This is a genomic window from Streptomyces sp. UNOB3_S3 (genome assembly GCF_020740895.1).
In the GTDB taxonomy this organism is placed as follows: Bacteria; Actinomycetota; Actinomycetes; order Streptomycetales; family Streptomycetaceae; genus Streptomyces.
The window spans coordinates 1-22,483 of sequence record NZ_JAILXP010000078.1; the positions used below are offsets into that span (position 1 = coordinate 1).

26 protein-coding genes are annotated in these 22,483 nt (G+C 71.1%); 10 read left to right on the forward strand and 16 right to left on the reverse strand.

Features of this window, described 5'->3' with window-relative positions; genetic code table 11:
* Nucleotides 1-36: 36 nt before the first annotated feature.
* From K6I33_RS11540 to K6I33_RS11550, 3 genes are all read right to left on the reverse strand, one after another.
* Nucleotides 37-927, reverse strand: a complete 891-nt coding sequence (locus K6I33_RS11540) for an aminoglycoside phosphotransferase family protein (protein WP_229350616.1) — start codon at nucleotides 925-927, stop codon at nucleotides 37-39.
* On the reverse strand, nucleotides 924-2,510 hold the full coding sequence (locus tag K6I33_RS11545; protein ID WP_229350618.1) for a TROVE domain-containing protein: 1,587 nt from the start codon (nucleotides 2,508-2,510) through the stop codon (nucleotides 924-926). Before K6I33_RS11545 ends, K6I33_RS11540 begins: the two co-directional genes overlap by 4 nt.
* A 516-nt stretch (nucleotides 2,511-3,026) precedes the next feature.
* Nucleotides 3,027-3,788, reverse strand: coding sequence for a class I SAM-dependent methyltransferase (locus K6I33_RS11550; protein ID WP_229350620.1), 762 nt, complete (start codon nucleotides 3,786-3,788; stop codon nucleotides 3,027-3,029).
* Nucleotides 3,789-4,036: 248 nt separating this feature from the next.
* Between K6I33_RS11550 and K6I33_RS11555 the strand changes: the two genes are divergently transcribed.
* Nucleotides 4,037-4,351 (forward strand): hypothetical protein, encoded by a 315-nt coding sequence (locus K6I33_RS11555; protein WP_229350622.1) that lies wholly within the window; start codon nucleotides 4,037-4,039, stop codon nucleotides 4,349-4,351.
* 79 nt (nucleotides 4,352-4,430) lie between these two features.
* Here K6I33_RS11555 and K6I33_RS11560 read toward each other — a convergent pair whose 3' ends face one another.
* Nucleotides 4,431-5,231 carry an NAD(P)H-dependent oxidoreductase gene (locus K6I33_RS11560; RefSeq protein WP_229350624.1) on the reverse strand — a complete coding sequence of 267 codons (801 nt, stop codon included), beginning with the start codon at nucleotides 5,229-5,231 and terminating at the stop codon, nucleotides 4,431-4,433.
* Between the two features lie 112 nt (nucleotides 5,232-5,343).
* Here K6I33_RS11560 and K6I33_RS11565 point away from each other — a divergent pair, with 112 nt between their 5' ends.
* Nucleotides 5,344-6,246 (forward strand): helix-turn-helix domain-containing protein, encoded by a 903-nt coding sequence (locus K6I33_RS11565; protein WP_229350626.1) that lies wholly within the window; start codon nucleotides 5,344-5,346, stop codon nucleotides 6,244-6,246.
* A gap of 82 nt (nucleotides 6,247-6,328) precedes the next feature.
* Nucleotides 6,329-6,904, forward strand: coding sequence for a hypothetical protein (locus K6I33_RS11570; RefSeq protein ID WP_229350628.1), 576 nt, complete (start codon nucleotides 6,329-6,331; stop codon nucleotides 6,902-6,904).
* A gap of 63 nt (nucleotides 6,905-6,967) precedes the next feature.
* On the opposite strand, the gene K6I33_RS11575 is transcribed toward K6I33_RS11570, so the two are convergent.
* Entirely contained in the window at nucleotides 6,968-7,324 is a 357-nt protein-coding gene (locus K6I33_RS11575; RefSeq protein ID WP_229350630.1) for a DUF805 domain-containing protein, read from the reverse strand.
* 515 nt (nucleotides 7,325-7,839) lie between these two features.
* On the opposite strand from K6I33_RS11575, the gene K6I33_RS11580 reads away from it, so the two are divergent.
* The 3 genes from K6I33_RS11580 (at nucleotide 7,840) to K6I33_RS11590 (ending at nucleotide 9,476) form a co-directional block, all read left to right on the forward strand.
* Entirely contained in the window at nucleotides 7,840-8,457 is a 618-nt protein-coding gene (locus tag K6I33_RS11580; protein ID WP_229350631.1) for a DinB family protein, read from the forward strand.
* A 72-nt stretch (nucleotides 8,458-8,529) separates the two neighbouring features.
* Nucleotides 8,530-8,901 carry a PadR family transcriptional regulator gene (locus K6I33_RS11585; RefSeq protein WP_229350633.1) on the forward strand — a complete coding sequence of 124 codons (372 nt, stop codon included), beginning with the start codon at nucleotides 8,530-8,532 and terminating at the stop codon, nucleotides 8,899-8,901.
* Complete coding sequence (locus K6I33_RS11590; RefSeq protein ID WP_229350634.1) at nucleotides 8,898-9,476, forward strand: hypothetical protein; 579 nt, start codon at nucleotides 8,898-8,900, stop codon at nucleotides 9,474-9,476. Before K6I33_RS11585 ends, K6I33_RS11590 begins: the two co-directional genes overlap by 4 nt.
* A gap of 52 nt (nucleotides 9,477-9,528) precedes the next feature.
* Here K6I33_RS11590 and K6I33_RS11595 read toward each other — a convergent pair whose 3' ends face one another.
* Complete coding sequence (locus tag K6I33_RS11595) at nucleotides 9,529-9,858, reverse strand: hypothetical protein (RefSeq protein ID WP_229350636.1); 330 nt, start codon at nucleotides 9,856-9,858, stop codon at nucleotides 9,529-9,531.
* A 56-nt stretch (nucleotides 9,859-9,914) separates the two neighbouring features.
* Nucleotides 9,915-10,982, reverse strand: coding sequence for an alkene reductase (locus K6I33_RS11600; RefSeq protein ID WP_229350638.1), 1,068 nt, complete (start codon nucleotides 10,980-10,982; stop codon nucleotides 9,915-9,917).
* Between the two features lie 320 nt (nucleotides 10,983-11,302).
* On the opposite strand from K6I33_RS11600, the gene K6I33_RS11605 reads away from it, so the two are divergent.
* Nucleotides 11,303-11,761, forward strand: a complete 459-nt coding sequence (locus tag K6I33_RS11605; RefSeq protein WP_229350665.1) for a MarR family winged helix-turn-helix transcriptional regulator — start codon at nucleotides 11,303-11,305, stop codon at nucleotides 11,759-11,761.
* A 334-nt stretch (nucleotides 11,762-12,095) separates the two neighbouring features.
* Complete coding sequence (locus K6I33_RS11610; protein WP_229350640.1) at nucleotides 12,096-12,536, forward strand: phage tail protein; 441 nt, start codon at nucleotides 12,096-12,098, stop codon at nucleotides 12,534-12,536.
* Here K6I33_RS11610 and K6I33_RS36300 read toward each other — a convergent pair.
* Nucleotides 12,502-13,278 (reverse strand): hypothetical protein, encoded by a 777-nt coding sequence (locus K6I33_RS36300; RefSeq protein ID WP_308297118.1) that lies wholly within the window; start codon nucleotides 13,276-13,278, stop codon nucleotides 12,502-12,504. The two genes, K6I33_RS11610 and K6I33_RS36300, sit on opposite strands and share 35 nt — an antisense overlap.
* 241 nt (nucleotides 13,279-13,519) lie before the next feature.
* On the opposite strand from K6I33_RS36300, the gene K6I33_RS11620 reads away from it, so the two are divergent.
* Nucleotides 13,520-14,662 carry a serine hydrolase gene (locus K6I33_RS11620; protein ID WP_229350642.1) on the forward strand — a complete coding sequence of 381 codons (1,143 nt, stop codon included), beginning with the start codon at nucleotides 13,520-13,522 and terminating at the stop codon, nucleotides 14,660-14,662.
* 274 nt (nucleotides 14,663-14,936) lie between these two features.
* Here the strand turns inward: K6I33_RS11620 and K6I33_RS11625 are convergent, their stop codons facing one another.
* The gene (locus K6I33_RS11625) at nucleotides 14,937-15,839 is read right to left on the reverse strand and encodes a squalene/phytoene synthase family protein (protein ID WP_229350644.1); all 903 of its coding nucleotides are present in this window, start codon (nucleotides 15,837-15,839) and stop codon (nucleotides 14,937-14,939) included.
* 132 nt (nucleotides 15,840-15,971) lie between these two features.
* On the opposite strand from K6I33_RS11625, the gene K6I33_RS11630 reads away from it, so the two are divergent.
* Nucleotides 15,972-16,913, forward strand: a complete 942-nt coding sequence (locus K6I33_RS11630; protein WP_229350647.1) for an NAD-dependent epimerase/dehydratase family protein — start codon at nucleotides 15,972-15,974, stop codon at nucleotides 16,911-16,913.
* A 24-nt stretch (nucleotides 16,914-16,937) separates the two neighbouring features.
* Here K6I33_RS11630 and K6I33_RS11635 read toward each other — a convergent pair whose 3' ends face one another.
* The 7 genes from K6I33_RS11635 to K6I33_RS11665 form a co-directional block, all read right to left on the reverse strand.
* On the reverse strand, nucleotides 16,938-17,141 hold the full coding sequence (locus tag K6I33_RS11635) for a hypothetical protein (RefSeq protein ID WP_229350649.1): 204 nt from the start codon (nucleotides 17,139-17,141) through the stop codon (nucleotides 16,938-16,940).
* Nucleotides 17,138-18,625, reverse strand: coding sequence for a protein kinase (locus K6I33_RS11640; RefSeq protein ID WP_229350652.1), 1,488 nt, complete (start codon nucleotides 18,623-18,625; stop codon nucleotides 17,138-17,140). Before K6I33_RS11640 ends, K6I33_RS11635 begins: the two co-directional genes overlap by 4 nt.
* 161 nt (nucleotides 18,626-18,786) lie before the next feature.
* Complete coding sequence (locus tag K6I33_RS11645) at nucleotides 18,787-18,975, reverse strand: hypothetical protein (protein WP_229350654.1); 189 nt, start codon at nucleotides 18,973-18,975, stop codon at nucleotides 18,787-18,789.
* Between the two features lie 200 nt (nucleotides 18,976-19,175).
* Complete coding sequence (locus K6I33_RS11650; RefSeq protein ID WP_229350656.1) at nucleotides 19,176-19,772, reverse strand: dihydrofolate reductase family protein; 597 nt, start codon at nucleotides 19,770-19,772, stop codon at nucleotides 19,176-19,178.
* A gap of 103 nt (nucleotides 19,773-19,875) precedes the next feature.
* Nucleotides 19,876-20,697 carry a lipase family protein gene (locus K6I33_RS11655; RefSeq protein WP_229350658.1) on the reverse strand — a complete coding sequence of 274 codons (822 nt, stop codon included), beginning with the start codon at nucleotides 20,695-20,697 and terminating at the stop codon, nucleotides 19,876-19,878.
* A gap of 243 nt (nucleotides 20,698-20,940) precedes the next feature.
* Nucleotides 20,941-22,044 (reverse strand): mechanosensitive ion channel family protein, encoded by a 1,104-nt coding sequence (locus K6I33_RS11660; protein WP_229350660.1) that lies wholly within the window; start codon nucleotides 22,042-22,044, stop codon nucleotides 20,941-20,943.
* A 183-nt stretch (nucleotides 22,045-22,227) separates the two neighbouring features.
* Nucleotides 22,228-22,483, reverse strand: a 256-nt coding sequence (locus tag K6I33_RS11665) for a hypothetical protein (protein ID WP_229350662.1), incomplete at its 5' end; no start/stop codon positions are given.

Here is a 22,483-nt window from a genome sequence, read left to right on the forward strand (position 1 = left end):
GGCCAAGGGCCGGTGACCGGGGGCCGGGCCGCCGGATCAGGCCTCTTCCAGTACCTCTTCCAGTACCTCCCGGATCACGTGCCGGGCGTTGCGCGCCATCGCCGGGTTCGTCTTCCGGTAGTACGGCAGGGCGATCAGCGCCTGTGAGAGCGTCCGGCCGCGGCCGCGGTTCCAGGTCGCGTCGTCCACGCCGAGCGCCGCGCGGAAGACCTCCCTCGCTCCGGCGGGGAGCAGGTTCCACGCCGGGAACAGGTCGCAGGCCGGATCGCCCACCCCCATGCACCCGAAGTCGATCACAGCGGTGAGCCTGCCTCCGTTCACCAGGAGATTGCCGGGCATCAGGTCGGCGTGCAGCCACACCGGCGGCCCGTCCCGGTCCGGTGCCCGGAGCGCGTCCTCCCACACGGCTGTCACGGCATCGCAGTCGACGCCCTCCTGCGGGATCCCCCGCAGTCGCTCGATGGCGGCCCGGGTCGGCGCGTCGAGCGAGGCCGGCGGCCCGCCGCGGTGGGCCCGGGGCGCGCCCGGCAGGGTGACGCGCCGCATCGCCGTCACAAATACGGCGAGGTCGCCGACAAGCGCCTCGGGCTCGCTCAGCGCCCCCGGCTCGGGGTTCTCCCCCGCCAGCCAGCGGTGCACCGACCACGGCCACCGATAGCCCTCGGCGGGCTCCCCGGCCCCGAGCACCTCGGGAATGGGCGTGGGGAGCCTGGGCGCGAGGCGGGGCAGCCATTCCCGTTCCATCGCCACGTCACCGGCTCCGCCCTCTCCCAGCGGCAGCCGTACGGCCATGTCGTCGCCCAGCCGGTACACGGCGTTGACCGTGCCGCCGGACGGGAACCTCTCCACCGGCAGTCCCGCCCACCGCGGGAACTGCCCGGCGATCAGACGGAGTACGAGGTCGTCGTCGATCCGCTCCGCGCTCACGCTCGCTCCTCCCAGGGCCAGCGGGCGGCGCGGCCGGCCTCCAGCAGCGGCACCATGCGGAACGCCGCGTCGGTGAGGCCGCCGAAGGTGTGCCGGCCTGCGGACCCGGACGGGCCGTGGCCGGGCCGGTAGCCGGCGAGGTTCCAGGTGTAGACCGGGATGTGGGCCGGGACCTGCTCGGTCGGGTCGCCCGCATGGTGGTACGAGGCCTGCTCATCGGTGACGATCAGGACCCGGTCCTGGCCCCGGTAGTGCCGGCGCACGGCCTCCGTGGTGTCGGTGCCGCCCAGGCTGCCGAAGCGCTCCAGCACCTTGAGGACCGACTCGCCCTCGCGGTGGGTCACCGGCGCGCTGGTCGTGCCGAACTCGACGAGGTCGGCGTGCGCGGCGCGCATCGCCACGGCCGTGCCGAAGACGGCGGCGGCGTCCGCGCGGTTGAGCTGCGACCGGTCGGACAGCGGCGACCACATGGAGCCGGAGCGGTCGACCAGGATCAGGGTCCGGCCCGGGAGCGCCGGGACGTTCGCCAGCGAGTGGCCGAGGGCCCGCTCCAGCGGGTAGGCCCAGCGCAGCGAGGGGGCGTGCTGGTACGCGGCCAGGTACCGGAAGGGGAACTGCCGGGACCGGGCGACCTCCCGGGGATCGGCGATCCGGGCGCCCACCCGCTGGGCGGCCTCGTCGGAGACGCCGGCCTCGTCGAAGTTCCGCAGGTTGCGGACGAGGGCCATGGTGCCCATGGAGGGGATGACGGCCTCCCACGCGGCCGCGTCCATCGGGCCCTGGAGCCAGCCCGCCAGGGCCTCCCAGGTCATCCCCGCGTCGGCGAGCCGCTCGGCGCCGCCGGGGCCGGTGATCAGGGCACGGCGCTCCGCGACGGGCACGGCCATCAGCGCCCGGTGGGCGGCGAGGGTGCGGTCGGAGGCGGGCGGCCGGGCGTCGTCCGGGTTGTGGCGGCGGTCGAGCGCGTACCGGAACAGGTCGCCCTGCGAGGGCTTGTCCGGGTCGGGCGTGGGGTGGACGAGGTTGAGGACGTCGCCGAAGCGGTAGCCCTTGGAGACGGTGTCGTACTTCAGGAGGTTGCGGCTGGTGTAGAGGCGCCGCACGGCGTCGCCGATGCCGCGCTTGACCGGCTTGGGTACGTTCCGCCCGTACATGGAGGTCCAGTAGGCCAGCATCTCGCCGGGTTCGTCGGCGCGGCGCAGCACGGAGCCGATGACCTGACGGTTCGTCGGGCCGTCCGTGGCACCGGCGTCGAGCCGGGCCTTGACGTACTCGGCGGCGCCGACGAGGGAGGCGGTGCGCATCTGACCGTCGCCGCGCAGCCATCCCAGGAGACCGGTGGTCCATGCGGCGTCCTCGACGGCGAGCTTGCGCACGAGCGCGGTGAAGCGGTCGTCGCGGCCGGTGCTCTCCTCGTGGTGGGTCCGCTGGGAGACGAAGTTGGCGACCGCGAGCAGGAACAGCTCGGAGCGGTCGTCGCGCGCGTACCCCTTGCCGCCGAGGTGGGTGCGGGTGGGCCCGGTCGTGGTCACGGGCGACGTCGGACGGGCCGGATCGGGCGCGCGGGTGTTGAAGCGTGCCATGTGAATTCCCCCGAATTCATCCGGGGAAGCGCGGCGGAGGGCGTCCGAGATCGAAGGGTCGGCGACGGTACAAGACAGCTGCTCTTCCTGACTGAGCTACACCAGCCCGAGGCTGGGACGGGATTCGAACCCGCGGCCTGCTGTTCCCGGAAGTAACCGTCGCCTGCGCACCGGACGCCCGGTGCCGCGCCTCCCGAGTTCAAAGTGGCCACGGCATGGGATTCGATGGGAACGAAGTAGCCGTGGCCCGCGCACCGGGAGGTGCGTGAAAGCCTGGTGTCCAGAGATCGAGGCGGCGGAACCGACAAGGTGCTCTGCCGACTGAGCTACACCGGCCTGTGTGCCGGCGGCGGGACTCGAACCCGCGACCGCCCGATTATGAGTCGAAGTAGGTCCTGCCTTCGCACCTGGACGACGCTCACTGTAGGGCGACGGACATCCGGGGCGCCAAGGGTTTTTCCCGGTTCCGCGTGGGGCCTCGTTCCGGGTGTCAGTAAGGCTTGTCGGTAGGGCTTGTCAGTAGGGCTTGCGGGCCTCGATGAGGAACCGCGCGGTGTGCGCCACGAAGGGGCCCTCGCCCTCGATGCGGTCGTGGAGCTCGCGCAGGCGGTCCCGGTACCGGTCGACGGTGAAGTCCGGGACCATCCAGATCGCCTTGCGGAGGAAGTAGACGACCGCGCCGACGTCGAGGAACTCGGTGCGCAGGGACTCCGCGCGGACGCCGGCGACCTCCAGCCCGGCGGCCTCCGCCGCGCGGCGGGCGTCGTCGGGGTGCCGCTTGCGGCGCACCTCCTCCGGCTGGGGGCCCAGGAAGTACTCGACCAGCTCGAAGACGCTCGCGGGACCGACCTGCTGGGAGAAGTACGTGCCCCCGGGCCGGAGCACCCGGGCGATCTCCTCCCACCACACCGTCACCGGGTGGCGGCTGACCACCAGGTCGAAGGCCTCGTCGGCGAACGGCAGCGGCGGCTCGTCCTCGTCATGGACGACGGCCGCGCCGAGCGGGTGCAGCAGCCGGGTGGCCTTGGCCACGTTGGGTGGCCAGGACTCCGTGGCCACCACCAGCGGCGGCAGCTTCGGCACCCCGGCGAGCACCTCTCCCCCGCCGGTCTGGATGTCCAGTGCCGCCGCGGCGTGCGCCATGCGCTCGCCCATCATGTGCTGATACCCCCATGACGGGCGCTGCTCGGTGGCCCGGCCGTCCAGCCAGGAGAAGTCCCAGCCCGCCACCGGGGCGGTCTCCGCCTCCGCCACCAACTCCTCGAATGTTCGTCCCATGCCTGGATCATTCCAGTTCATCCCGGAAACCCGCGACAGTTGTCACCCGCGCGCTCCCCGGAGTGAGCGGACCGGCCTCCGGGGACGGGCGGAAGCCGTCGCATGACAACGCCGCCCCTTCCCCACGCCGTGTGGGGTTCGCTCCCGCCCGCGCGGGCCGCCCTCGGGATCCCGCCCCCGCACGCCCGTTCCGGCGGCCGCGTTCCGCGCTCACTATCAGGGCAGATGCCAAGGAAAGAGGTAACCCCATGAAGTCGAGGACCTTCCGCCTCGCACCGGCGGCGGCCACTGTCACCGCGGTGCTGTTGCTGGCCGGTACGGCGGGGGCGGCCGTCGCGGCTCCGTCGGATGAGTCCCCGAGCGCGACCAGCAGCGCCACGAGCCAGCAGCAGGTCGACCCGGAGAAGGAGCACTGGGACAAGCACGGCCCGTACTCCGACGAGCAGTCCTGCGTGAAGGCCGGCAAGGAGGGCCAGAGCCACGGCACCTGGCACGAGTACAAGTGCAAGCGCGAATACAACGACGAGAAGTACCGCTACTACTGGTGGCTGTACACCCACTGACGGTGAGTCACCTCACCCCGTGCTCTCCGGGCGGCTGCCCGGAGAGCACGCGCCGGGACCGGGTCACATGGCGTACCGTTCAGCCCGTCGGGCGTACGTGGAGTTGGAGCCCGCTGCTTCCCGGCTCCTCCACCCCGGGCAGCAGCCGCAGGTCACGACCGTAGTCGCCGCCCGTGAGCGTGCGGAACGGCACCGGTTCGTCCGTGAAGAGACCGTCGAGCCGCCGCCTGTACGCCTGTTCCGCCTCCTCGTAGCGCTCCTCCGGCAGCTCGTTGCACCCGTACACCGCGAACGGCGCGAGCGGCGATATGCCGGTGAACCAGAACAGGCCGTGCTGGAGGGGGAAGAGGACGTCGGACAGGGGCCCGTGGATGCCCCGGTCGGAGAACGACGACTCCCGGGCGCCGAGTGTCACCGACACGAGCGCCCGGCGGCCGCCCAGGGCGCCCTCGCTGTAGGGCGGCGGCACGGTCGAGCCGTCGCAGAACTCGTCGGTGAACACCCGGTCCATCCAGCCCTTGAGGATCGCCGGGACCGAGAACCACCACATCGGGAACTGAAGGATCACGGCGTCCGACCACAGCAGCTTCTCCTGCTCCGCCGCGATGTCCGGCGAGAGTCGCCCCGCCAGTGTGGCCCGTCCGGCGGCCGTCAGCACCTCCAGCCGCCGGTCCGCGGCGTGGTCGAGGTAGTCGTCGGCGTCCAGGCCCGCCTTCCACTTCATCGCGTACAGGTCCGACACCCGCACCTCGTGCCCCGCCGCGCGCAGGTGCTCGACCGCGACGGTCGTCAGGGCGGCGTTGAGCGAACGGGGTTCCGGGTGGGCGCTGACGACGAGGACCTTCTTCGGCTGCTGTTGCTTGCGCGTTGCTTCGTGCATGACGCCAACGTTCTCCCGGACGCCACCGGCCGACCAGTACCCCTGCCAGCCTGCGGACCGCCAATCCTGGTATCGCGAGGGCCACCCACACCGCCCCACCCATACTTGGTCCATGCACCGCGACGGAATTGACGGAATAGGTGACACCAGCCGCGCCCTCGGCGGCTTCCTGCGCGCACGCCGCGGGCGCGTCGCGCCCGAGCACGTCGGGCTCACCGGGGGCGGCCGCCGCCGGGTGCGCGGACTGCGGCGCGAGGAGCTGGCCCAGCTCGCCGGGATCAGCGTGGACTACTACGTACGCCTCGAACAGGGCCGAGCCACCCAGCCCTCCCCCGAGGTGCTCGACGCGCTCGCCAGGGCGCTCGGCCTCGACGCGGCGGAGCGCGGGCACCTCGCCACCCTGGCCGGCTCCGGGCACGGCCCCGCGCCGCAGGCCCGTGTGAGCCCCCTGCTGCGCCGGCTCCTGGAGGCCGCGGGAAGTCTCCCGGCCTTTGTGACGAACCATCGTCTCGACGTGGTGGCGTGGAACGACCTGGGCTCCGTCCTCATGGGCGGCCTGGCGGACGCGGGGCACCGCGACCACCGCGACCACCGCGACCCCAACGAAGCCCGGTTCCTCTTCCTCGACCCCGCCTCCCGGTCCCTCTTCCCCGAGTGGGAGGACAGGGCGGTGGAGGCGGTGGGACGGCTGAGGGTCTCCGCCGGGCGCTACCCCGACGACGCGGAACTGACCGCGCTCATCACCGAACTGTCCTCCCTCAGCGCGGAGTTCCGGCGGATCTGGTCCACCGGCGAGGTCGTCATGTGCGCACGGGGGCGCAAGCGGCTGCGGCACCCGGAGGCGGGTCTGCTCACCCTGGACTACGAGACACTGCACGTACCGGCCGCGCCCGGCGAGTCGGGGCTCGAAATGCATGTGTTCAGCGCGGACGAAGGCGGTCAGGACGCCGCGGCCCTCGCCCGGCTGGCCTCACCGGCGGCCGCGAACGAGGTCCTCGCGCCGGGCGGTGGATGAGCCGCGCGATCGCTGAGCTGGGCGGGGGACGTCCCGGAACGGCTGCCCCTCGGCGCCGGGGACCCGCCCTACGGTGGGCGCCATGGACGACACGGCCTCGGGATCCACGCCGGACCCCGCTCCGGAATCCCCTTCGGAATCCGCTCCGGAATCCGTGTGGCCCGGGCAGGACCCGGATCACGCCGTCCTGATCGCGTCCAGGCTGAAGGAGCGCCTCTACGCCACGATCACCATGATCGCGGTGGTGGTCGGCCTGGCGTATCCCGGGCACGCCGCACCGGGGGTGGCCGCCGTGTCGGTCGGGGTCACGGCCGTGGGGCTGTGGCTGACCTCCATCGTCGCGGACGGGCAGGCGCACCGGGTCGTCCACGGGCACAGGGACAGCGGGCGGCAACTCCGGCAAACGCTGTTCGTGTCCAGCCCGCTGCTGCTGTCGGCCGTCGGACCGCTGGCCCTCATCACCGTGTCCGCTCTCGGGGCGATGGAACTGCGGACGGCGCTCCTCACCGCGGCCGGGGTGAGTGTGTGGGTGCTGTTCGCGTGGGGCTGGTACGGGGGCCTCCGCATGGGCGCCAACATGGCCGTCGCGCTGCTGGCCGGGGTCGCGGACGCGGCGATCGGCACCGTCGTCGCCCTCGTCAAGGCCGCCGGTCACTGACCGGCCCCTCCCCCGACCGCACGGCGCGCCTGCTCCCGGGAAGCGGGAGCAGGCGGCACACCCTCAGTACGCCGGAACGTGCTTGGGGCTGGGGCCGTGGGCGTTGTGGTGCGGCGTGGAGTCGAGGCACGTGAACACCAGCAGGACGATCCAGCCCACGATCGGTACCAGACCGATCAGGATCCACCATCCCGAACGATCGGTGTCGTGCAGCCGCCGGACGGTGACGGCGAGGCTGGGGAGCAGTACGGCCAGCATGTACACGGCACCCAGGACGGACTGCGTTCCGAGCACCTCGTCGGCGATGGCCAGCACGATGCTGATGACGGTGTTCACCAGGGTGAACATCCAGTATTCCTGGCGCCGCGCACGCCCGTTGAACACCGCGTATTTCTTGAGTACGTCCACGTACCAGTTCACTGGTTCTCCCACAGCAAAGGGCCCCGAAGGGCCCACTTCTTACGTAAAGGCGAGGTAAAACCTACATCATGTGAACGACTGCCCGAAATCGGACGGAAGCGGCGCGCGCTCCACCGTCAAATGCCCGGTCCGAGGCCGAAAATCCGGACCCGTGGGACCGACACCGCAGAGGCTTCGCCAGGCGGCAACGGGAGACCCGATGGCAAAGGAACAGTGAAATGGCGGCACAAGGGACGGCCCCGGCTCCCTCCCCCTCGGAGCCGGGGCCGCAGCCGCAGCCGCACGTATCGAGAATCCCGTGTGCTCGCGGAAGTGAACATCCCTATATCTGGGGAGTTGACGCCGAGTCGGCGACCACGGCCTCCCGGGCCGGCCGACCTCGGCGACCGGCCGACCTCGGGGGCCGGGCGGAGGGGCCTGAGCGCCTGGAAAATGAGGCGCGGCGCCGGTACGGGCTCTGGCAGGCTGGCGGGTCGGCGATTCGTCCTTCCTACAGTTCCTACAGGAGGCACCTCGTGACCCCACCTCGCCTGGTCCCCTTGCTGAACCAGTTCGACTTCGCCCGCAAACGCCTCACCGACCGGATGTCAGGTCCCGTCATGGACAGCGGCGACGGGGCCGACACCGAAGTCGGCGCCATGACCGACGCCGAGTTCTTCTGGGAACCGGTCCCGGGCTGCTGGTCGGTCCGGCGGCGCGTGGACGGGCCAGGGCCACGAGCGGCCTTCCTCGCCGGTGCGGGCGAATGGGGGCGCGACGCCGCTCCGTACCCTCACCCCTGGCCGCCGCCCTTCACCACCATCGCATGGCGTCTGAGCCACCTCACCGAAATGCTGGCCTTGCGCGCCGACCACACGTCCGGCGGCCACACGCTGACCCGGGACGACCACATCGACCATGGGGACGCCGCGAGGGCGATCGCGGCGTTCGACGCCGGTGCGGCCTCCTGGCGAAGGGCACTCCTCGGCGTCGGCGATTCCGCGCTCGACACCGTGGGGTACTGCACCTATCCCCATGGCAGCGACGTCGAGGAGCCGTTCGTCGACATCGTGTGGTGGGTCAACCAGGAGTTGCTGCACCACGGTGCCGAGATAGCCCTGATACGGGATCTGTACCGGGCACGACGGCTCTGACTCCGGCAGTCGGCGTACGCCGGCGGCCGATCGATTGTCTTGCACCGCAAGGTAGTGACTATCATGCACCGCATGACAATCCGTCGGCCGCCGGAAGGCGACCAGCGCCGCAGTCAGCTCCTGCGCGGGGTGCTCGACCTGTGCCTGATGACCCTCATCGCCGAACGCCCGCGCTACGGCTTCGAGATCGTCGAAGCGCTGGAGGAACGGGGGATGGAGCTGGTGAGCGAGGGGAGCATCTACCCACTGCTCGCCCGCATGGAGAAGGCCGGGCTGGCCGACAGCTTCCGCGCGCCGTCGGCCGCGGGCGGCGCGCCCCGTAAGTACTACCGGCTGACCGATGCCGGGCTCGCCGAACTGGCATCGGGCCTGACGGTCTGGCAGGCATTCACGCAGGCGGTCGACCGGACGCTGTCCACCGGCCCTACAGAGGAAAGCGCATGACCACTGGCATGACCACCGGCCTGACCACGGACCGGATACTCGACCACTGCCGCACGGAGTGGATGTTCCAGGACTTACCGGAGAAGGACGTCGACGACATGCTCGCCGAGCTGCGGGACCACCTGGAGGACACCGCCCGCGCGGGCAAGACCCCGGAAGCCGTCGTGGGCGAGGACATCACGGCCTTCGCCACCGCCTGGGCGGCGGCCCGGCGGACGCCCGGCCGTGGCGGCCTGCCCCGCCGCCTGGCCGGCCACGCCTACGCGGGCGCGGCCGCGCTGCTGGCGGGAGGGCATCTGGTCGGCTGGACGACACGGACGGAGGTCGTGCCCGCCTCGGTGGCGGCGCTGGTCCTCTTCGTCGCCGTCATGACGTTCACCCCGTACTGGCGGGCGCTCTTCCACTGGCCGTTGTGGCGGTGGATCGCGCTCTGCACCGGCTTCTCCGGTGTGCTGCTGGGGCTCTTCCTGGCCGGCGGGCGGCCGGTGCTCCTCCACGTCCCGCTCTGGGCCACGGGGCTGTTCGTGCTCCCCGGCGCCCTGTCCACCGCGGCCTCCCTCGCCCGGCGGCGCTGAGCCCGCCGGGCCACGCGGTCCGGACCCGGACGGGATCCGGGCCAGATCCGGGCTAGATCCGCACGCTGTGGCCTCCCGTCGAGGCGAGGGTCTGCCCCGCCGGAACGGTCTGGGCCGGCCCCGTGCAGTCGCGGGTGGCGAAGACGTACGCGACGGTACGGGTGCGGTTCTGCACCGACAGCGGGGCGTTCAGCTCCCGGAAGCAGCCGGCCGGGTCGGTGAAGACACGGCCGTTGAGGACGAGCTGACCGGACGCCGCGTGGACCGGTCCGGGAAGAGCCACGCACAGCGCGATGGCGGCGGCAAGGGCACCGAGCGTCTTGGTGACATGGCGTCGCATGAACTGCTTCTCCTGTTCGCCGACCTCATCAAAGACGCTCAACAACTTCCCCCGCTCCCCCACGGCATGCGCCCATCACCCGGACGGGTGGGCGTGGATCAGGCGGGGAGCGCGGGGTAGTCGGTGTAGCCCTGGTCGCCGCCGCCGTAGAAGGTGGTGGGGTCGGGCGTGTTGAACGGCCCGCCCTGCCGCAGGCGGTGGGGAAGGTCGGGGTTGGCCAGGAACATCGCGCCGAAGGCGACGAGGTCCGCGGTGCCGTCCTCGATCAGGGCGAGCGCGTCGGGGCCGGTCGCCTCCGGGTGGGTGAAGGGGTTGAGGACGAACGCGCCCGGCCAGTTCTTGCGCAGGCTCAGAGTGAGGTCCCGGTGCGGGCCCTCCAGCACGTGGAGATAGGCCAGGTCCAGGGGCGCGAGCGCGCCGACGAGCGCGCCGTAGGTCTCCTCGAGGTTCTCCTCGGCGATGTCGTTGAAGGGGTTGCCGGGAGAGATCCGGAAGCCCACGCGGTGGCCGCCGACGGCCTCCACGACGGCCTTGGCCACCTCGACCGCGAAGCGGATCCGGCCCTCGGTCGTGCCGCCCCAGGCATCGGTGCGCCGGTTGGTATTGGGGGCGAGGAACTGGTGGACGAGGTAGCCGTTGGCCCCGTGGATCTCCACACCGTCGAACCCGGCCTCGACCGCGTTGCGGGCGGCGTCGGCGAAGTCGGCGATCGTCCGGCGGATCTCCTCCTCGGTGAGCTCCTGAGGCGTGACGAAGTCCTTCGGACCCTCATGGGTGAAGACCTGGCCCTTGGCGGCGACGGGTGACGGTCCGACAGGGACCACGCCGTCGGGCAGGAGGCTGGGGTGGCCGATGCGCCCGGTGTGCATCACCTGCGCGAAGATCACTCCGCCGTCGCGGTGCACGGCGTCGGTCACCGGCCGCCACGCGGCGATCTGCTCGGGCGAGTGGAGGCCCGGGGTGTCGGGGTAACCCTGGCCGACGACCGACGGCTGCGCCCCCTCCGTGACGATCAGCCCCGCGCCGGCACGCTGCGCGTAGTACTCCGCCGTCGACTCCGTGGCCGTACCGCCTTCGCCGGCGCGGCTGCGGGTCATCGGGGCCATGGCGATGCGGTTGGCCAGGCGCACGCCGCCCAGCTGGAACGGCTCGAACGCAGTAGTCATGATCACTAGTCCTTCGCGAGGGGCCGGTGTCCGGGGACGGCCGGGCCGTTGACCGTCCGGATCGGCAGATCCGATTTACCTGTCCGAACAAGTAAACCTCGCGTCGGCATTCCCGGGGGAGGGTGACCTGCGCCACTCCCGCCCCTGAACTACGTAAATCCACGCGGATGCGATGCCGACATGCTCAGCGGTGGCCGAGAAGCTAAGCTTTTAGCTGTTCGAGCAGATATTGTGGGAGAAGGGGTACCCGGTCCATGAAGGAAGGGGCTCATGAGAGGGTGCGTACCGGCGCCGCCGGTACGACGGGGCGCGACGCGGCCATGGTGACGGTCCCCTCGTCCGCCGGGGCCGGGCCGATCAGCCATGCGATCTTCCGGGTGGCCCGTCTGCACCGCATGCTCGCCGGGCAGCTCCTGCGCCGCGTCGGGCTGCACCCCGGCCAGGAGCTGGTCATGATGCAGCTGTGGGAGCTCGGCCCCCAGCGCCAGACCGACCTCGTCCGCCTCCTCGACTCGGACGCCGCCACCATGACCCGCACCGTGAAACGCCTGGAGAGCGCCGGCTTCGTCCGCCGCTGCCCCAGCCCCACCGACAAACGGGCCACCATCATCGAACCCACCCCCGCCAGTCAGGCACTGCGCCGGGAAGTCGAACGCATCTGGGACGAGCTGGAGAGCCTCACCGCCCACGGCTTCACCGATGAGGAGCGGGAGGCCGCCGCGGACGTACTCGACCGCTTCGAGGCCAACCTCACCCGGGCCGCCGAATCACGTCGCTGAGCGCGCGGCGACAGGACTGTGCGAGCCGCGCGTCCGGTGGTTCCTGCCGGCTGATGCAGTCAGCTGGGGGACGACTCATGACGCCTCATGCCGTCTGTGCTGGTCAGCGCCTGTGCGGGTGGCCCGTGGTTCTCTCTGCGATCCTGCGTTCGGTTCGACACGGCCTGTTTCTCCGTGTTCGAGGGAGAGTGGTTCGTTCGTGGCACAAATCTGCGAGTAGTGCATGGCGCACGGGTGGAAGGGGCAAGCTGCTGCGGCTGGAGACGAGAAGCGCCGCGTTTCCGGTACCCGGATGACGGACTGTGGCGTAGGGCGCAAACCGAAGGGAGCCCATATGGCCATCGGCGACGCGATCAGCTCGGACGTCTTTGCTGTGGATCTGGGGAAGTTCCGGGTGGCGACCTACCAGGCGGTCAGCGGCCTGAGCTTTGGGCGGGATGCCACCGAAGTGAAGGCAGTCACAGCAGATGGGCACCTTCTCACCCGGAAAATCCCCGGTGCCAACCAGCTTCCGGACATCACCTTGACCCGCCCCATGGATGAGAGCCAAACGTGGGTCGACTGGGTCAAGCTGACCGCAAACAGCCAAGGGATTGATTCAGCACGAGAGAACCTCTCCATTTCTCTCCTTGATTCACACAAGAACCCGACCCGGCGCATCAACCTCATCAACGCCTGGGCCTCATCGTGGAACGGACCAAGCCTGCAAGCGGGCAATGCCGAGGCAGCGATCGAGAAGGTCACCATCTCCTACGAAGACATGACCATCGAGTGATCGGTACCCTCTCGGCCAGTCGACGCCCGCCACCCTGAGATCGACGGCTTCGGTACGACGGGCGAAGTTGCTCGCCGCGCTGGACGCGTTCGCGGACCTGGTCGTACCAGCCGAGGGCGTCGAGGAGGCCGAGGCCGATGGCGGCGGCCGAGGGCCAGGGCAGGACGCGCAGCCGGCCGTCCTCGGGTCGGATGAAGACGCGGTCGTTGGCCAGCAACTGCCAGCCGGCGCGGGCCAGCAGAAGCCCCGCGGTGGTTTTTCCGGCGCCCTTGTCGCCGAGGGTCAGTACCGCCTGTCCGTCGCGGACGACGGCGGATGCGTGCAGGGGGCCTCCGGGCTCGGCCTTGTAGGCGGTCTTGTCCTCGGGCTGGGCGGCGAAGACGGTGCCGTCGCTGTCGCGGCGGATCAACATGCCGGTGTTGGCGTAGACAGTCCCCTCGTGGGGGTGGTCGGCTACGCGCTGGGTAATCTCGGTGGCGAGTGGCTGGTAGGCGTCGCGGAGTTTGGCGTCGGCGGCGACGAGTTGCCGGGCCTCGGCGGCGTCGAGTCGGGGGAGGCACACGGTTGGGGTTCCGGTGGTGAAGCGCAACGGAATTCCGAGCCACCGGTTCTCGTGGTTGACGGACAGCTCCACCACGCGGTCCTCCACGCCGAGGCCGGCGCGGAGGGCGGCGATGACGGCGCCGGCGGGGCCGCAGCGGGTGCGGCCGGCCGCACCCACGACACCACCGCCGCCCGCCACGACCGCGTCCTGACGAACCTCGAAGCCAACCGCTGACAGACACCTCACACCATCCCTTTGACCTGCGACTTCAAGCTGGAGGAGGCGCTGTGTCCACAGCAGTCACCGCCCGTCCAGAAACGATCTCCACAACAGGGGTTCGGCCACCCCATACTCGGCCAGTGCGGTTCGCCCGGGCGCGGCTCGCCGAGTCGCGTTCAGAGGGCGAGAAGCCCGCATGCATCGAGGAGGCCCAGTGGCAATGAACTTACGCAGACGGAGACTGGCGGCCGTGGTCGGCGCGGTGTTCGCGGCAGTGCTGGTGCTGCCGTCCACGGCGCAGGCCCGGCCCGCGCAGGCTCAGCCCGCAGCCGACGGCCACGCGGCCACACAGGCCGCGCTGAACGCCTTCCAGGCGGTGACCGGCCCGGGCGCCGGGGTCTACGCCGGGGACAGCACCGGTTCGTGGAACCTCACCGTCGGCACCGGCCTCGTCGGCGCCAACCGGCCCGTCCAGCCCACCGACCACTTCCGCGCCGGCAGCCAGACCAAGACCTTTACCGCGGCCGTGGTCATGCAACTGATCGACGAGGGGAAGGTCTCCCTCACCGCCCCTATCGAGCGGTACCTGCCCGGCGTGGTCGACGGCAACGGCTACGACGGCAACACCATCACCGTGCGCCACCTCCTCCAGCACACCAGCGGCATCCCGGACAGCCCCAGCGTGCGCCCGCAGCCCACGTACACCCATGCCGAGCTGGTGCGCCAGGGCCTGGAGCGCCCCCCGGTCGCCGCGCCGGGAAGCAAGCTCGTCTACTCCAACGTGAACTACCAGATCCTCGGCATGCTCATCGAGAAGGTCACCAAGGCCCAGGTCGGCGAGGCGATCACGACCCGCATCATCGGGCCGCTCGGCCTGAACCACACCTTCTACCCCGTGCCGGGAATCCGCACCCTCCCCGACCCGTACGTCCGCGGCTACAGGGTCCTCCGCATCGGCCCGGCCGTCTTCTGGACCGACGCCACGTCGGACTTCGAACCGTCCCAATACGGCAGCGCGGGGGCGATCGTCTCGACCGAGCAGGACCTCACCACCTTCTACCAGGCGCTCGTCGGCGGAAAGGTCGTGTCGCAGGCGAGCCTGGCCGAGATGAAGACGTTCTGGGACCAGGGCCAGGGCCCGGGCACCGGATACGGCCTCGGCCTGGCGGCCGGCCCCCTGCCCTGTGGCGGAGTGGCCATGGGGCACAACGGCATCGTCAACGGCTACATGTCGCTGACCATGGTGACCGCCGACGGCCGCCACGCGTCGGTGATGAGCAACTCGGCCGCTTTCCTCACTCAGACCGCCTCCATCATGAAGATGTACAAGGTGGCCGAAGCGGCGCTGTGCGAGACCTCGTAGGGCTGAGAGCAGGGCCCCCGTGAGCGGGCCCTCTGGGATACCGGGAGCGTGGCAGCCTCCCCCGCACTCACAGGCAGCGCGCTTCCGGCTGCACCCACCCGGTCGGACTTCCACCGGCCCGGGGGCCGGCGCGGAGGATCGTACGGTCCGGCGGGAGCACGGTCTCCTCCATGCCCGGTGTGCGGTGTGCGGTGCGGGATGAGCATCGCCGCCTGTCCGCCCGCCTGCACGGGCTACCGGCTACCGGCTTCGGTGGCGCCGCCAGCGGCGTCTGTCACCGGCCGCGTCGCCTGTACTCCCGGACCAGCATCCGCAGTGCGGCGGTACGCGAGGGGTCCGCGGGCGCGCGGAGCACGGCCGTGCCCTTGGCCAGAGCCGCTTCGGCGGTCAGGATCTTCACGGTGATGAGTGCCCGGGTGAAGGACCGGTTGCCGGCCGGTACGTGCTCGACCAGGGCCCGGCTGGTGAGCAGGTCGTGGCGGGCGCGGGTGAGGAGGGACTCGAGCATGGCTCGTGTTCCCGGTGTGTCCCGTTCCTGTTCGAGGTCGGCGCGGGAGACGCCGTGTTGCCGGAGGGTCTCCTGGGGAATCGTGAGCCGGGCGTCGCGGAGGTCCTCGCTCAGGTCGTTGACGAAGTCGAGTCGCTGGTGTCCGTCTATGTAGGCCCGGCACGCTTGGCCGCTGGCGCCCGGGTCGGCGTCGGGGGACAGCAGAAGGCTTGCCACGAGCATGAAGGCGGGCAGCGAGTACTCGTCCATGTATTTCTGGTAGTCGGCCTCGTCGCCGAATCCCTGGAATTCCTTGTCCGCGCGCGCCCCGGCCATGAAGGTCTCCACCCGGGGCCTGAGCCGCGCGTTGACCGAGATGGTGTGCAACAGTGCCCGGAGGACGGGGCTGTTGCTGTCCCCACTGGACAAAGCGGTACGGACTTCCTTCTCCCACTCGTCCGCGGTCTCATGCTGCCCGGTCGGTTCACCGTCGAGCACCGTGTCGGTGTGGTGCATGAACGCGGTCGCGGCGATGACATGCGGAACGAGTCCCGTCGGCAGCAGGAGCCGCACGGCGAGGTAGGCGGGGCGATCGTAGGACGCCACCAGGGCCCGCTGCCGGCTGTAGTCGTCCCGCAGCCGGGGGTCGGTTATGCCGGCTGTGTCGAGCGTGTTGTCCCACGTGCGCACGGTGCGGATCCTTTTCGGCGGTTGGCGGGTCGGGTGTCGGGGTGTCACGGTGAGCATACGTACAGGCCATGGCCCTGGCGGTGGGGTCCTCCACCACCGTGCCGTGGCACTCGCGCACGCTAATCTGCGCAGGTGAGCCTTCATGTCGTCATAGGATTCGGGCCCGCCGGGGCCGCCACCGCTCGGCTGCTGGTCGAGAAGGGCCATTCGGTACGGGTCGTCACCAGGTCGGGCCGAAGCCCGGAGCCCGGCATCGAGCACGTCGCGTTGGACGCGGCGGACCGCGAGCGGCTGAACGCTGCCGTGCGCGGCGCGGACGCGATCCACAGCTGTGCCGCGCCGCCCTACCATCGCTGGGCGGGTGAATGGCCGTCACTGGCCTCGTCGCTCTGCGCGGCGGCCGAGGATTCCGGGGCCGTCCTGGTCATGCTGGGCAACCTCTACGGCTATGGGCCCGTGGACGGGCCCATGACCGAGGAACTGCCGCTCGTCGCCACCGGGCCCAAGGGGCGGGTGCGTGCCGCCGTCTGGGAGCAGGCGCGGAAGTTGCACGAGCAGGGTCGTATCAGGGCGGTCGAGGTGCGGGCCTCGGACTTCTTCGGGCCCGGTGTGACCGATGGCGGGCATCTGGCCGCGCGGGTCGTGCCGCGGCTGTTGCGCGGCAAGGCGGTCTCCACGCTCGGGGATCCGGACGCCCCGCACAGTTGGAGCTACCTCCCCGACGTGGCCGCGGCCCTGGTCGAGGTCGCCGGTGAGGAGCGGGCCTGGGGGCGGGCGTGGCACGTTCCGACGGAGCCCGCGCTGTCCGTCCGGGAGATGGCCGGCCGCCTCGCCGATGAGGCGGGCACGGGGCCGGTGGCGGTGCGCGGGCTGCCGCCGGCCGTGCTGGGTCTCGCGTCGGTGTTCTCGCCGCTGATCCGTGAACTCAAGGAGATCCGCTACCAGTTCGACCGGCCCTTCGTCATCGATTCGAGCGCCTACGAAGCCGCGTTCGCCGTGCGCGCCACGCCCGTCGCCGACCAGGTGAAGGCGACGGTCGACTGGTGGCGTGAGCGGCCGGCCGCCACCCGGTGATGTGCGGGGCGGTGACGGCTCCCCTCACGGTTGCCGAGCCGCCTCGCCGCCTCTCCCCCGGTCCAGTGGGCGCGGGACGACGGCCGCACCGAGCTTGTCGGGGTTGCGCACGGCGTACATGCCGTGGATGAGGCCGTCCTCGATCTCGAAGAGCAGCACGTGGTCGCGACGCCTGCCGTGGCCATGGAGATCTACGGCAAGGTTCTGCTGGGGGTCGAGGAGCGTCATAGGCGTGCCACGTACAGGCTTATGGCGACGAGCGCGAAGACGAGGATCAGGGATCCGGCCAGGGCGATGCGCGCGAAGCGGCGCTCGCGGATGGCCCGTCCGCGGCCGTGGGAGGGGTCGGCGGTGGCGGCATGGCTTCCGTTCTCCTCCGGCCGTTGCCGCGCGGCGACGGCCGGGGTGGTTGCCGTGCGGGCCCTGAACACCGCGATCGTGGCACCGGTGCGTACGGACTCCCCCGGGCGGTGGTACATGGCCCGCAGGACGCCCCGGACCGGTGAGGTGATCACGTACTCGACGCGGTCCGCGACCACCTCCAGCAAGGGGTCGCCGAGGGCGACCGCCTCGCCCGCCCTCTTGCGCCGGCGGGCCACGGTCACGTTCCGGGCGCCCTCCCACCGGCCGGCCGGGATCGTCGGCATGAAGAGCGTGTCGTAGCCGGAGACGACGCTGAAGCGGGCCCTGACCGTCCGGGCCTGCCGGGACGGTTCTTCTCCGGCGGCGGCCCGGGCGGGTGGAGCGGCCTGACGGGGCGCCGGTTCATGGGGTCCCTGTTCATGAGGCCCCGGCCCGGCGGGTGGCTGTGGCGGCGGAAGAGCGACCTCCGTGGTCAGGGCCCTGGTCCGCGCCGCCTGTTCGGTGATCAGGTCGGTGACCGCGGGCGGGAGCCACATCGTGGTGGTGCCGGCGTGCGCGGCGCAGTGGTCCAGGATCTCCCGGACGCCGGGCCGTTTGCCCGGGACCTTGGCCAGGCCCGCCGCGATCAGTGGGACGAGCTCGGGGGGAACGCCGCGCAGATCGGGCTCGGCGTGGACGACACGGTAGACGACGGACGCGGTCGGGCCGTCCCCGAACGGGCCGCGCCCGGTGGCGGCGTAGGCCAGCGCGGCGGAGAGGCAGAACACATCGCTGGCCGTGGTGGCCTCGCGGCCCTGGAGTTGCTCGGGGGACATGAAGGAGGGCGTTCCGATCACTCCCACCTGGGTGACGCGGGTGGTGGCGTCCAGTGCGCGGGCGATCCCGAAGTCGATGACGCGGGGGCCGTCCTCGGCGAGGATCACGTTCGCGGGCTTGAGGTCGCGGTGCACCACACCGCAGTCGTGGATGGCGCCCAGCCCCTCGGCCAGTCCGGCGCCGAGCACGGCGACCGTGGCGGCCGGCAGCGGGCCGCAGCGGCCGACCGCCTCCCGTAAGGACGGGCCGGGGATGTACGACGTGACCAGCCACGGCGGGTCGGCGCCGGTGTCCGCCTCCACCACCTGCGCGGTGTAGAAGCCGTTGACGCGCCGGGCGGCGTCGACCTCCTGGGCGAACCTCTTCAGGAACACCACGTCCTGGGCGAGCTCCGGGCGTACCAGCTTCACCGCGACCGTCCGGCCGCCTCGGGAACGCCCGAGGTAGACCTGCCCCATTCCGCCGCCGCCCAGGCGTGCCACCAGCCGGTACGACCCGACCACCCGTGGGTCGGCGGACAGCAGTGGTTTCATCAGGCTCATCAAGGTCGCGCCCCCGTTGCGACGACACACAACCGCTTCCTCGATGCTGGCAACAAATCGTCCGCCTGTGAAGCACGGTGAAGCATCACGACCCGATACAGGCCACCCAGGTCACGCTGGGATCATCCGGTTCCGGTCGCTGGGACGACCGGTCACAGCGCGGCGGCACGTCCGCGCACCAGGAGGTTCTGCGTCCCCAGGCCGATCGCCAGATACGCGTACAGCGACGTGGTCCCCAGCAGGCCGGCCCCGGCGGCGTGGTCGATCCACAGGCCCAGCCCGAGGTGCGCGCCCACCGACGCCAGCCATATCCCGGTGGTGGCCGCCGTTCCCTTGCGCAACACGGTGCCCTCGGGGCGGAACTCTGCATGTCGACTCCCCCGTGTACCCCGTACGCCCCGCGAGCGGCACTTCGACCGCGCGCATGCCGCAGCCCCCCTGGCACCCATTGTGCGTGACCCTCACGCGAGCATGATCAGCAGGTCCGGAGCGGACGTGCCCGGACCGGTGCGGGGCGCTCGGGGCGGTTCGGGGCGGGGCCCTACTTCTCTGCCACCGGCCGGTAGGTGCACACGTGCACGCCCGTGCCGCTGGTGACCGTGGAGACCAGCTCCAGCGTGCGCAGGGCTCCGTCGCCAGGGAAGATCGTCTTCCCGCCGCCGAGGAGCACCGGCATGATCATGAGCCGGAGTTCGTCGACCAGGTTCTCCCGGAGGAGGGTCCGGACGAGGGTGGGGCTGCCCATGACGAGCAGGTCACCGCCCTCGGCGGCGCGGAGCTCGCGGATACGGGCGAGGGCCCCGTCGCCGGGGATACGGGTGGTGTTGTGCCAGGCCAACTGGTCGTCACGCAGGGTGTGGCTGACGACGTGCTTGGGGATGGCGTTCATCCGGTCGGCGAACGGGTCGCCCGCGCGCTCCGGCCAGGCGGCCGCCATCGTCTGCCACGTACGGCGGCCGAACAGCAGCGCCTCGGCCTTCGTCAGGGTGTCCGCGAAGGCGCCGCCCACCGTCTCCGGGTCGAAGAACGGATGCGACCAGCCGCCGTGGGCGAACCCGCCGTCGGTGTCCTCCTCGGGCCCGCCCGGTGCCTGCACGATGCCGTCCAGGCTGATGAACTCGCTCACCACGATGCGCACGACTCGCTCCTCGTCCTCGATCCACACAGGGCGCGGCACCCGCCGCGCGCCTCTTGAGAGATCGTCGCATCGACCACTGACAATGCCTCCGCCGAACGGGCCGTCAGGAGAGGTTCTGCTCCAGCGCGGCGAGGTAATTGCGCATGAAATGGTCCCGGACTCCGTCGCTCGCGGGCGCGAACGCGTCGGCCGTCAGGCCCTTGGCCCGGTCGGCCAGGCCGCCAAGGAACGACGTCGACTCATGGATCTTTCCGCCGGAGTCGATGTACCGCACGGTGTCGACGTGGGTGAAGGCCGGTTCCGGTGGCAGCTGCGGCACGATGTCGTTGTTGTTCACAAAGCGGTACAGACGCTGTTTGAAGCCCTTGTTGCAGGCCGCCGCCAGGAGGTGGTCACAGGTCCGGGGCTGGCCGAAGGTGACGACACCGTCGGCCAGCAGACGGGGGTCCTCCAGATAGAGGCGTGCCCCGGAGAGCATCGCCAGGGCACCGCCCAGGCTGTGCCCGGTGAACCACAGGCTCTGTCCGTTGCTCCGGAACTCCTCCACCGCCTTCCTCACCGACGGGAAGACGGAATCCAGCGCCTGCGCGAACCCGTAGTGGACGTAACCGGTCTTCGCGGGCCCCGGCCAGGGCGGGGTGGCGGCGTCCGAGAGCCAGTCGCGGATCTGGGCCGGCTCCGTGCCCCGGAACGCGGTAATGATCATTTGGTCGCTGGCCATGGTGAACGCCTGGGTGTCCTCCAGGGGGAACGGCGGGGTGAACCGCGTCCTGTGGTGCCGCACCCGGTCGAAGCCCCATTGCCGGGCCAGCTCCTCGATCGTGGCCTCGTCCTTGTAGGACAGGTCGGACGCCCGGGCGAGCCAGTAGGCGTGGGCGAGGCTGTAGGAGCGGGTGCGGTGGTCGACCGTGGAGGGTACGGGCACGGCGGAGTCCTCGTTTCGCGTGAGTGAGCGTGGTGAGCGTGGACGGACGCACACAGTCGTAGCCACAAGGCACCCGGCCCAAAGGGCACGCGCGCCACCTTCACCCGAAATGCCGCATCTGCCGGGACCCGTTCGCCGGTGTCCCGCGTCCCGGGCGGGCCGTACCGACCGAGGTCGTCGTGGGCCGGTGGGGCGAGCTCAACGTCTTCGCCCGCCCCACCGGCCCCGCCCACCCGCGCCGGTTCAGGCCGTGGGGCTCGGGAGGTCCGCGGTGTCGAGGGACGCGCGGGGGTGCGGGATCGCGACCTCGCCGGCCTGGCCGGCCTGGCGCAGGGAGACCGTGCGCTCCGGTGCCGGGATGCGGATGCCCTCGGCGCGGTAGCGCCGGTGGAGGCGCTTGATGAACTCGTGCTTGATGCGGTACTTGTCGCTGAACTCCCCGACCCCGAGGATCACCGTGAAGCCGATCCGGGAGTCGCCGAAGGTGTGGAAGCGGACGGCCGGCTCATGGTCGGGGACGGCGCCGGACACCTCCTTCATCACCTGCTCGGCCACCTCGATCGTGACCTTCTCGACGTGCTCGAGGTCGCTCTCGTAGCCGACGCCCACCTGAACGGTGACGGACAGCTTCTGCTCGGGGCGGGTGAAGTTGGTCATGTTGGTGCCGGCGAGCTTGGCGTTCGGGATGATGACCCGGTTGTTGTTGAGCTGCTCCACCACCGTGTTGCGCCAGTTGACGTCGACGACATAGCCCTCCTCACCGCTGCTGAGCCGGATGTAGTCACCGGGCTGGACGGTCTTCGAGACGAGGATGTGCACGCCCGCGAAGAGGTTCGCCAGCGTGTCCTTCAGCGCGAGGGCGATCGCGAGACCGCCCACGCCGAGGGCGGTGAGCAGCGGGGCGATGGATATGCCGAGGGTCTGGAGGATGACGAGGAAGCCCATCGCCATCACCACGATGCGCGTGATGTTGACGAATATGGTGGCCGATCCGGCCACGCCGGACCTGGACTGTGCCACCGTCCGCACCAGACCGCCGACCACGCGGGCGGCGGTGAGGGTCGCGGCCACGATGATGGACGTCGTCAGGGTCTCGTTGACGACGTTCCCGACCGCACGGTTCAGCGGAAGGGCCGCGGCCGCCGCGGCCAGGCCGCCCGCCACCGCCGACCAGGGGGCGATCGTGCGCAGGATGTCGACGATGATGTCGTCACCCTCCCACTTGGTCCGCAGGGCCCGCTCGGCGAGCCACCGCAGGATCACCCGCAGGACGAGGGCCGCGGCCAGGCCGACGGCCACCCAGATGCCCGCGACGATGGCGTCGTGCAGAGTCAGCGTCCGGTTCACCGGCGTCCCCCCTTGGCTCCGGAGAGCGGAGCGACGGTGTCCCACGCCACTGCCGGAGATCCGGAGTAACGATTCATCAAGTTGTACCTGCCTGTCCCGAAATCACGGTCGCGCCGGGTCCGGAGACGGCCCGGCGCGATCATTCATCCTGCACCACGGGGGTACCCGCCCCGTACGCCCGGGTCAGTTGACGACCGTGTCCACCAGCAGCGTCACGGCCACCACGAGGGCGAAGAAGCCCACGACGCCGCCGCAGCCCTTGGCCAGCACGGGACGTACCAGCCCGCCCGGGCGACCCTGTGCCGTGCGGCGCGCGGAGAGGCGGGCCAGCAGCGCCGCCGGAGCGACGAGCGCCGTGACGGCCAGCCACCACCACACGTAGACCTCGGGCGCGCCGACGGCCCCGGCGCCCGCCCCCACCGCCAGACCCGTCGCGCCC

Bases quoted from the DNA above. Each gene is read 5' to 3' on its own strand.
- K6I33_RS11545 (WP_229350618.1), bottom strand. From the start codon at position 2,510: ATGGCACGCTTCAACACCCGCGCGCCCGATCCGGCCCGTCCGACGTCG.
- K6I33_RS11570 (WP_229350628.1), top strand. From the start codon at position 6,329: ATGGACGACACGGCCTCGGGATCCACGCCGGACCCCGCTCCGGAATCC.
- K6I33_RS11635 (WP_229350649.1), bottom strand. From the start codon at position 17,141: ATGACGCTCCTCGACCCCCAGCAGAACCTTGCCGTAGATCTCCATGGC.
- K6I33_RS11560 (WP_229350624.1), bottom strand. From the start codon at position 5,231: ATGCACGAAGCAACGCGCAAGCAACAGCAGCCGAAGAAGGTCCTCGTC.
- K6I33_RS11620 (WP_229350642.1), top strand. From the start codon at position 13,520: ATGAACTTACGCAGACGGAGACTGGCGGCCGTGGTCGGCGCGGTGTTC.
- K6I33_RS11585 (WP_229350633.1), top strand. From the start codon at position 8,530: ATGACAATCCGTCGGCCGCCGGAAGGCGACCAGCGCCGCAGTCAGCTC.
- K6I33_RS11590 (WP_229350634.1), top strand. From the start codon at position 8,898: ATGACCACTGGCATGACCACCGGCCTGACCACGGACCGGATACTCGAC.
- K6I33_RS11600 (WP_229350638.1), bottom strand. From the start codon at position 10,982: ATGACTACTGCGTTCGAGCCGTTCCAGCTGGGCGGCGTGCGCCTGGCC.
- K6I33_RS11565 (WP_229350626.1), top strand. From the start codon at position 5,344: ATGCACCGCGACGGAATTGACGGAATAGGTGACACCAGCCGCGCCCTC.
- K6I33_RS11550 (WP_229350620.1), bottom strand. From the start codon at position 3,788: ATGGGACGAACATTCGAGGAGTTGGTGGCGGAGGCGGAGACCGCCCCG.
- K6I33_RS11640 (WP_229350652.1), bottom strand. From the start codon at position 18,625: ATGAAACCACTGCTGTCCGCCGACCCACGGGTGGTCGGGTCGTACCGG.
- K6I33_RS11610 (WP_229350640.1), top strand. From the start codon at position 12,096: ATGGCCATCGGCGACGCGATCAGCTCGGACGTCTTTGCTGTGGATCTG.
- K6I33_RS11605 (WP_229350665.1), top strand. From the start codon at position 11,303: ATGGTGACGGTCCCCTCGTCCGCCGGGGCCGGGCCGATCAGCCATGCG.
- K6I33_RS11555 (WP_229350622.1), top strand. From the start codon at position 4,037: ATGAAGTCGAGGACCTTCCGCCTCGCACCGGCGGCGGCCACTGTCACC.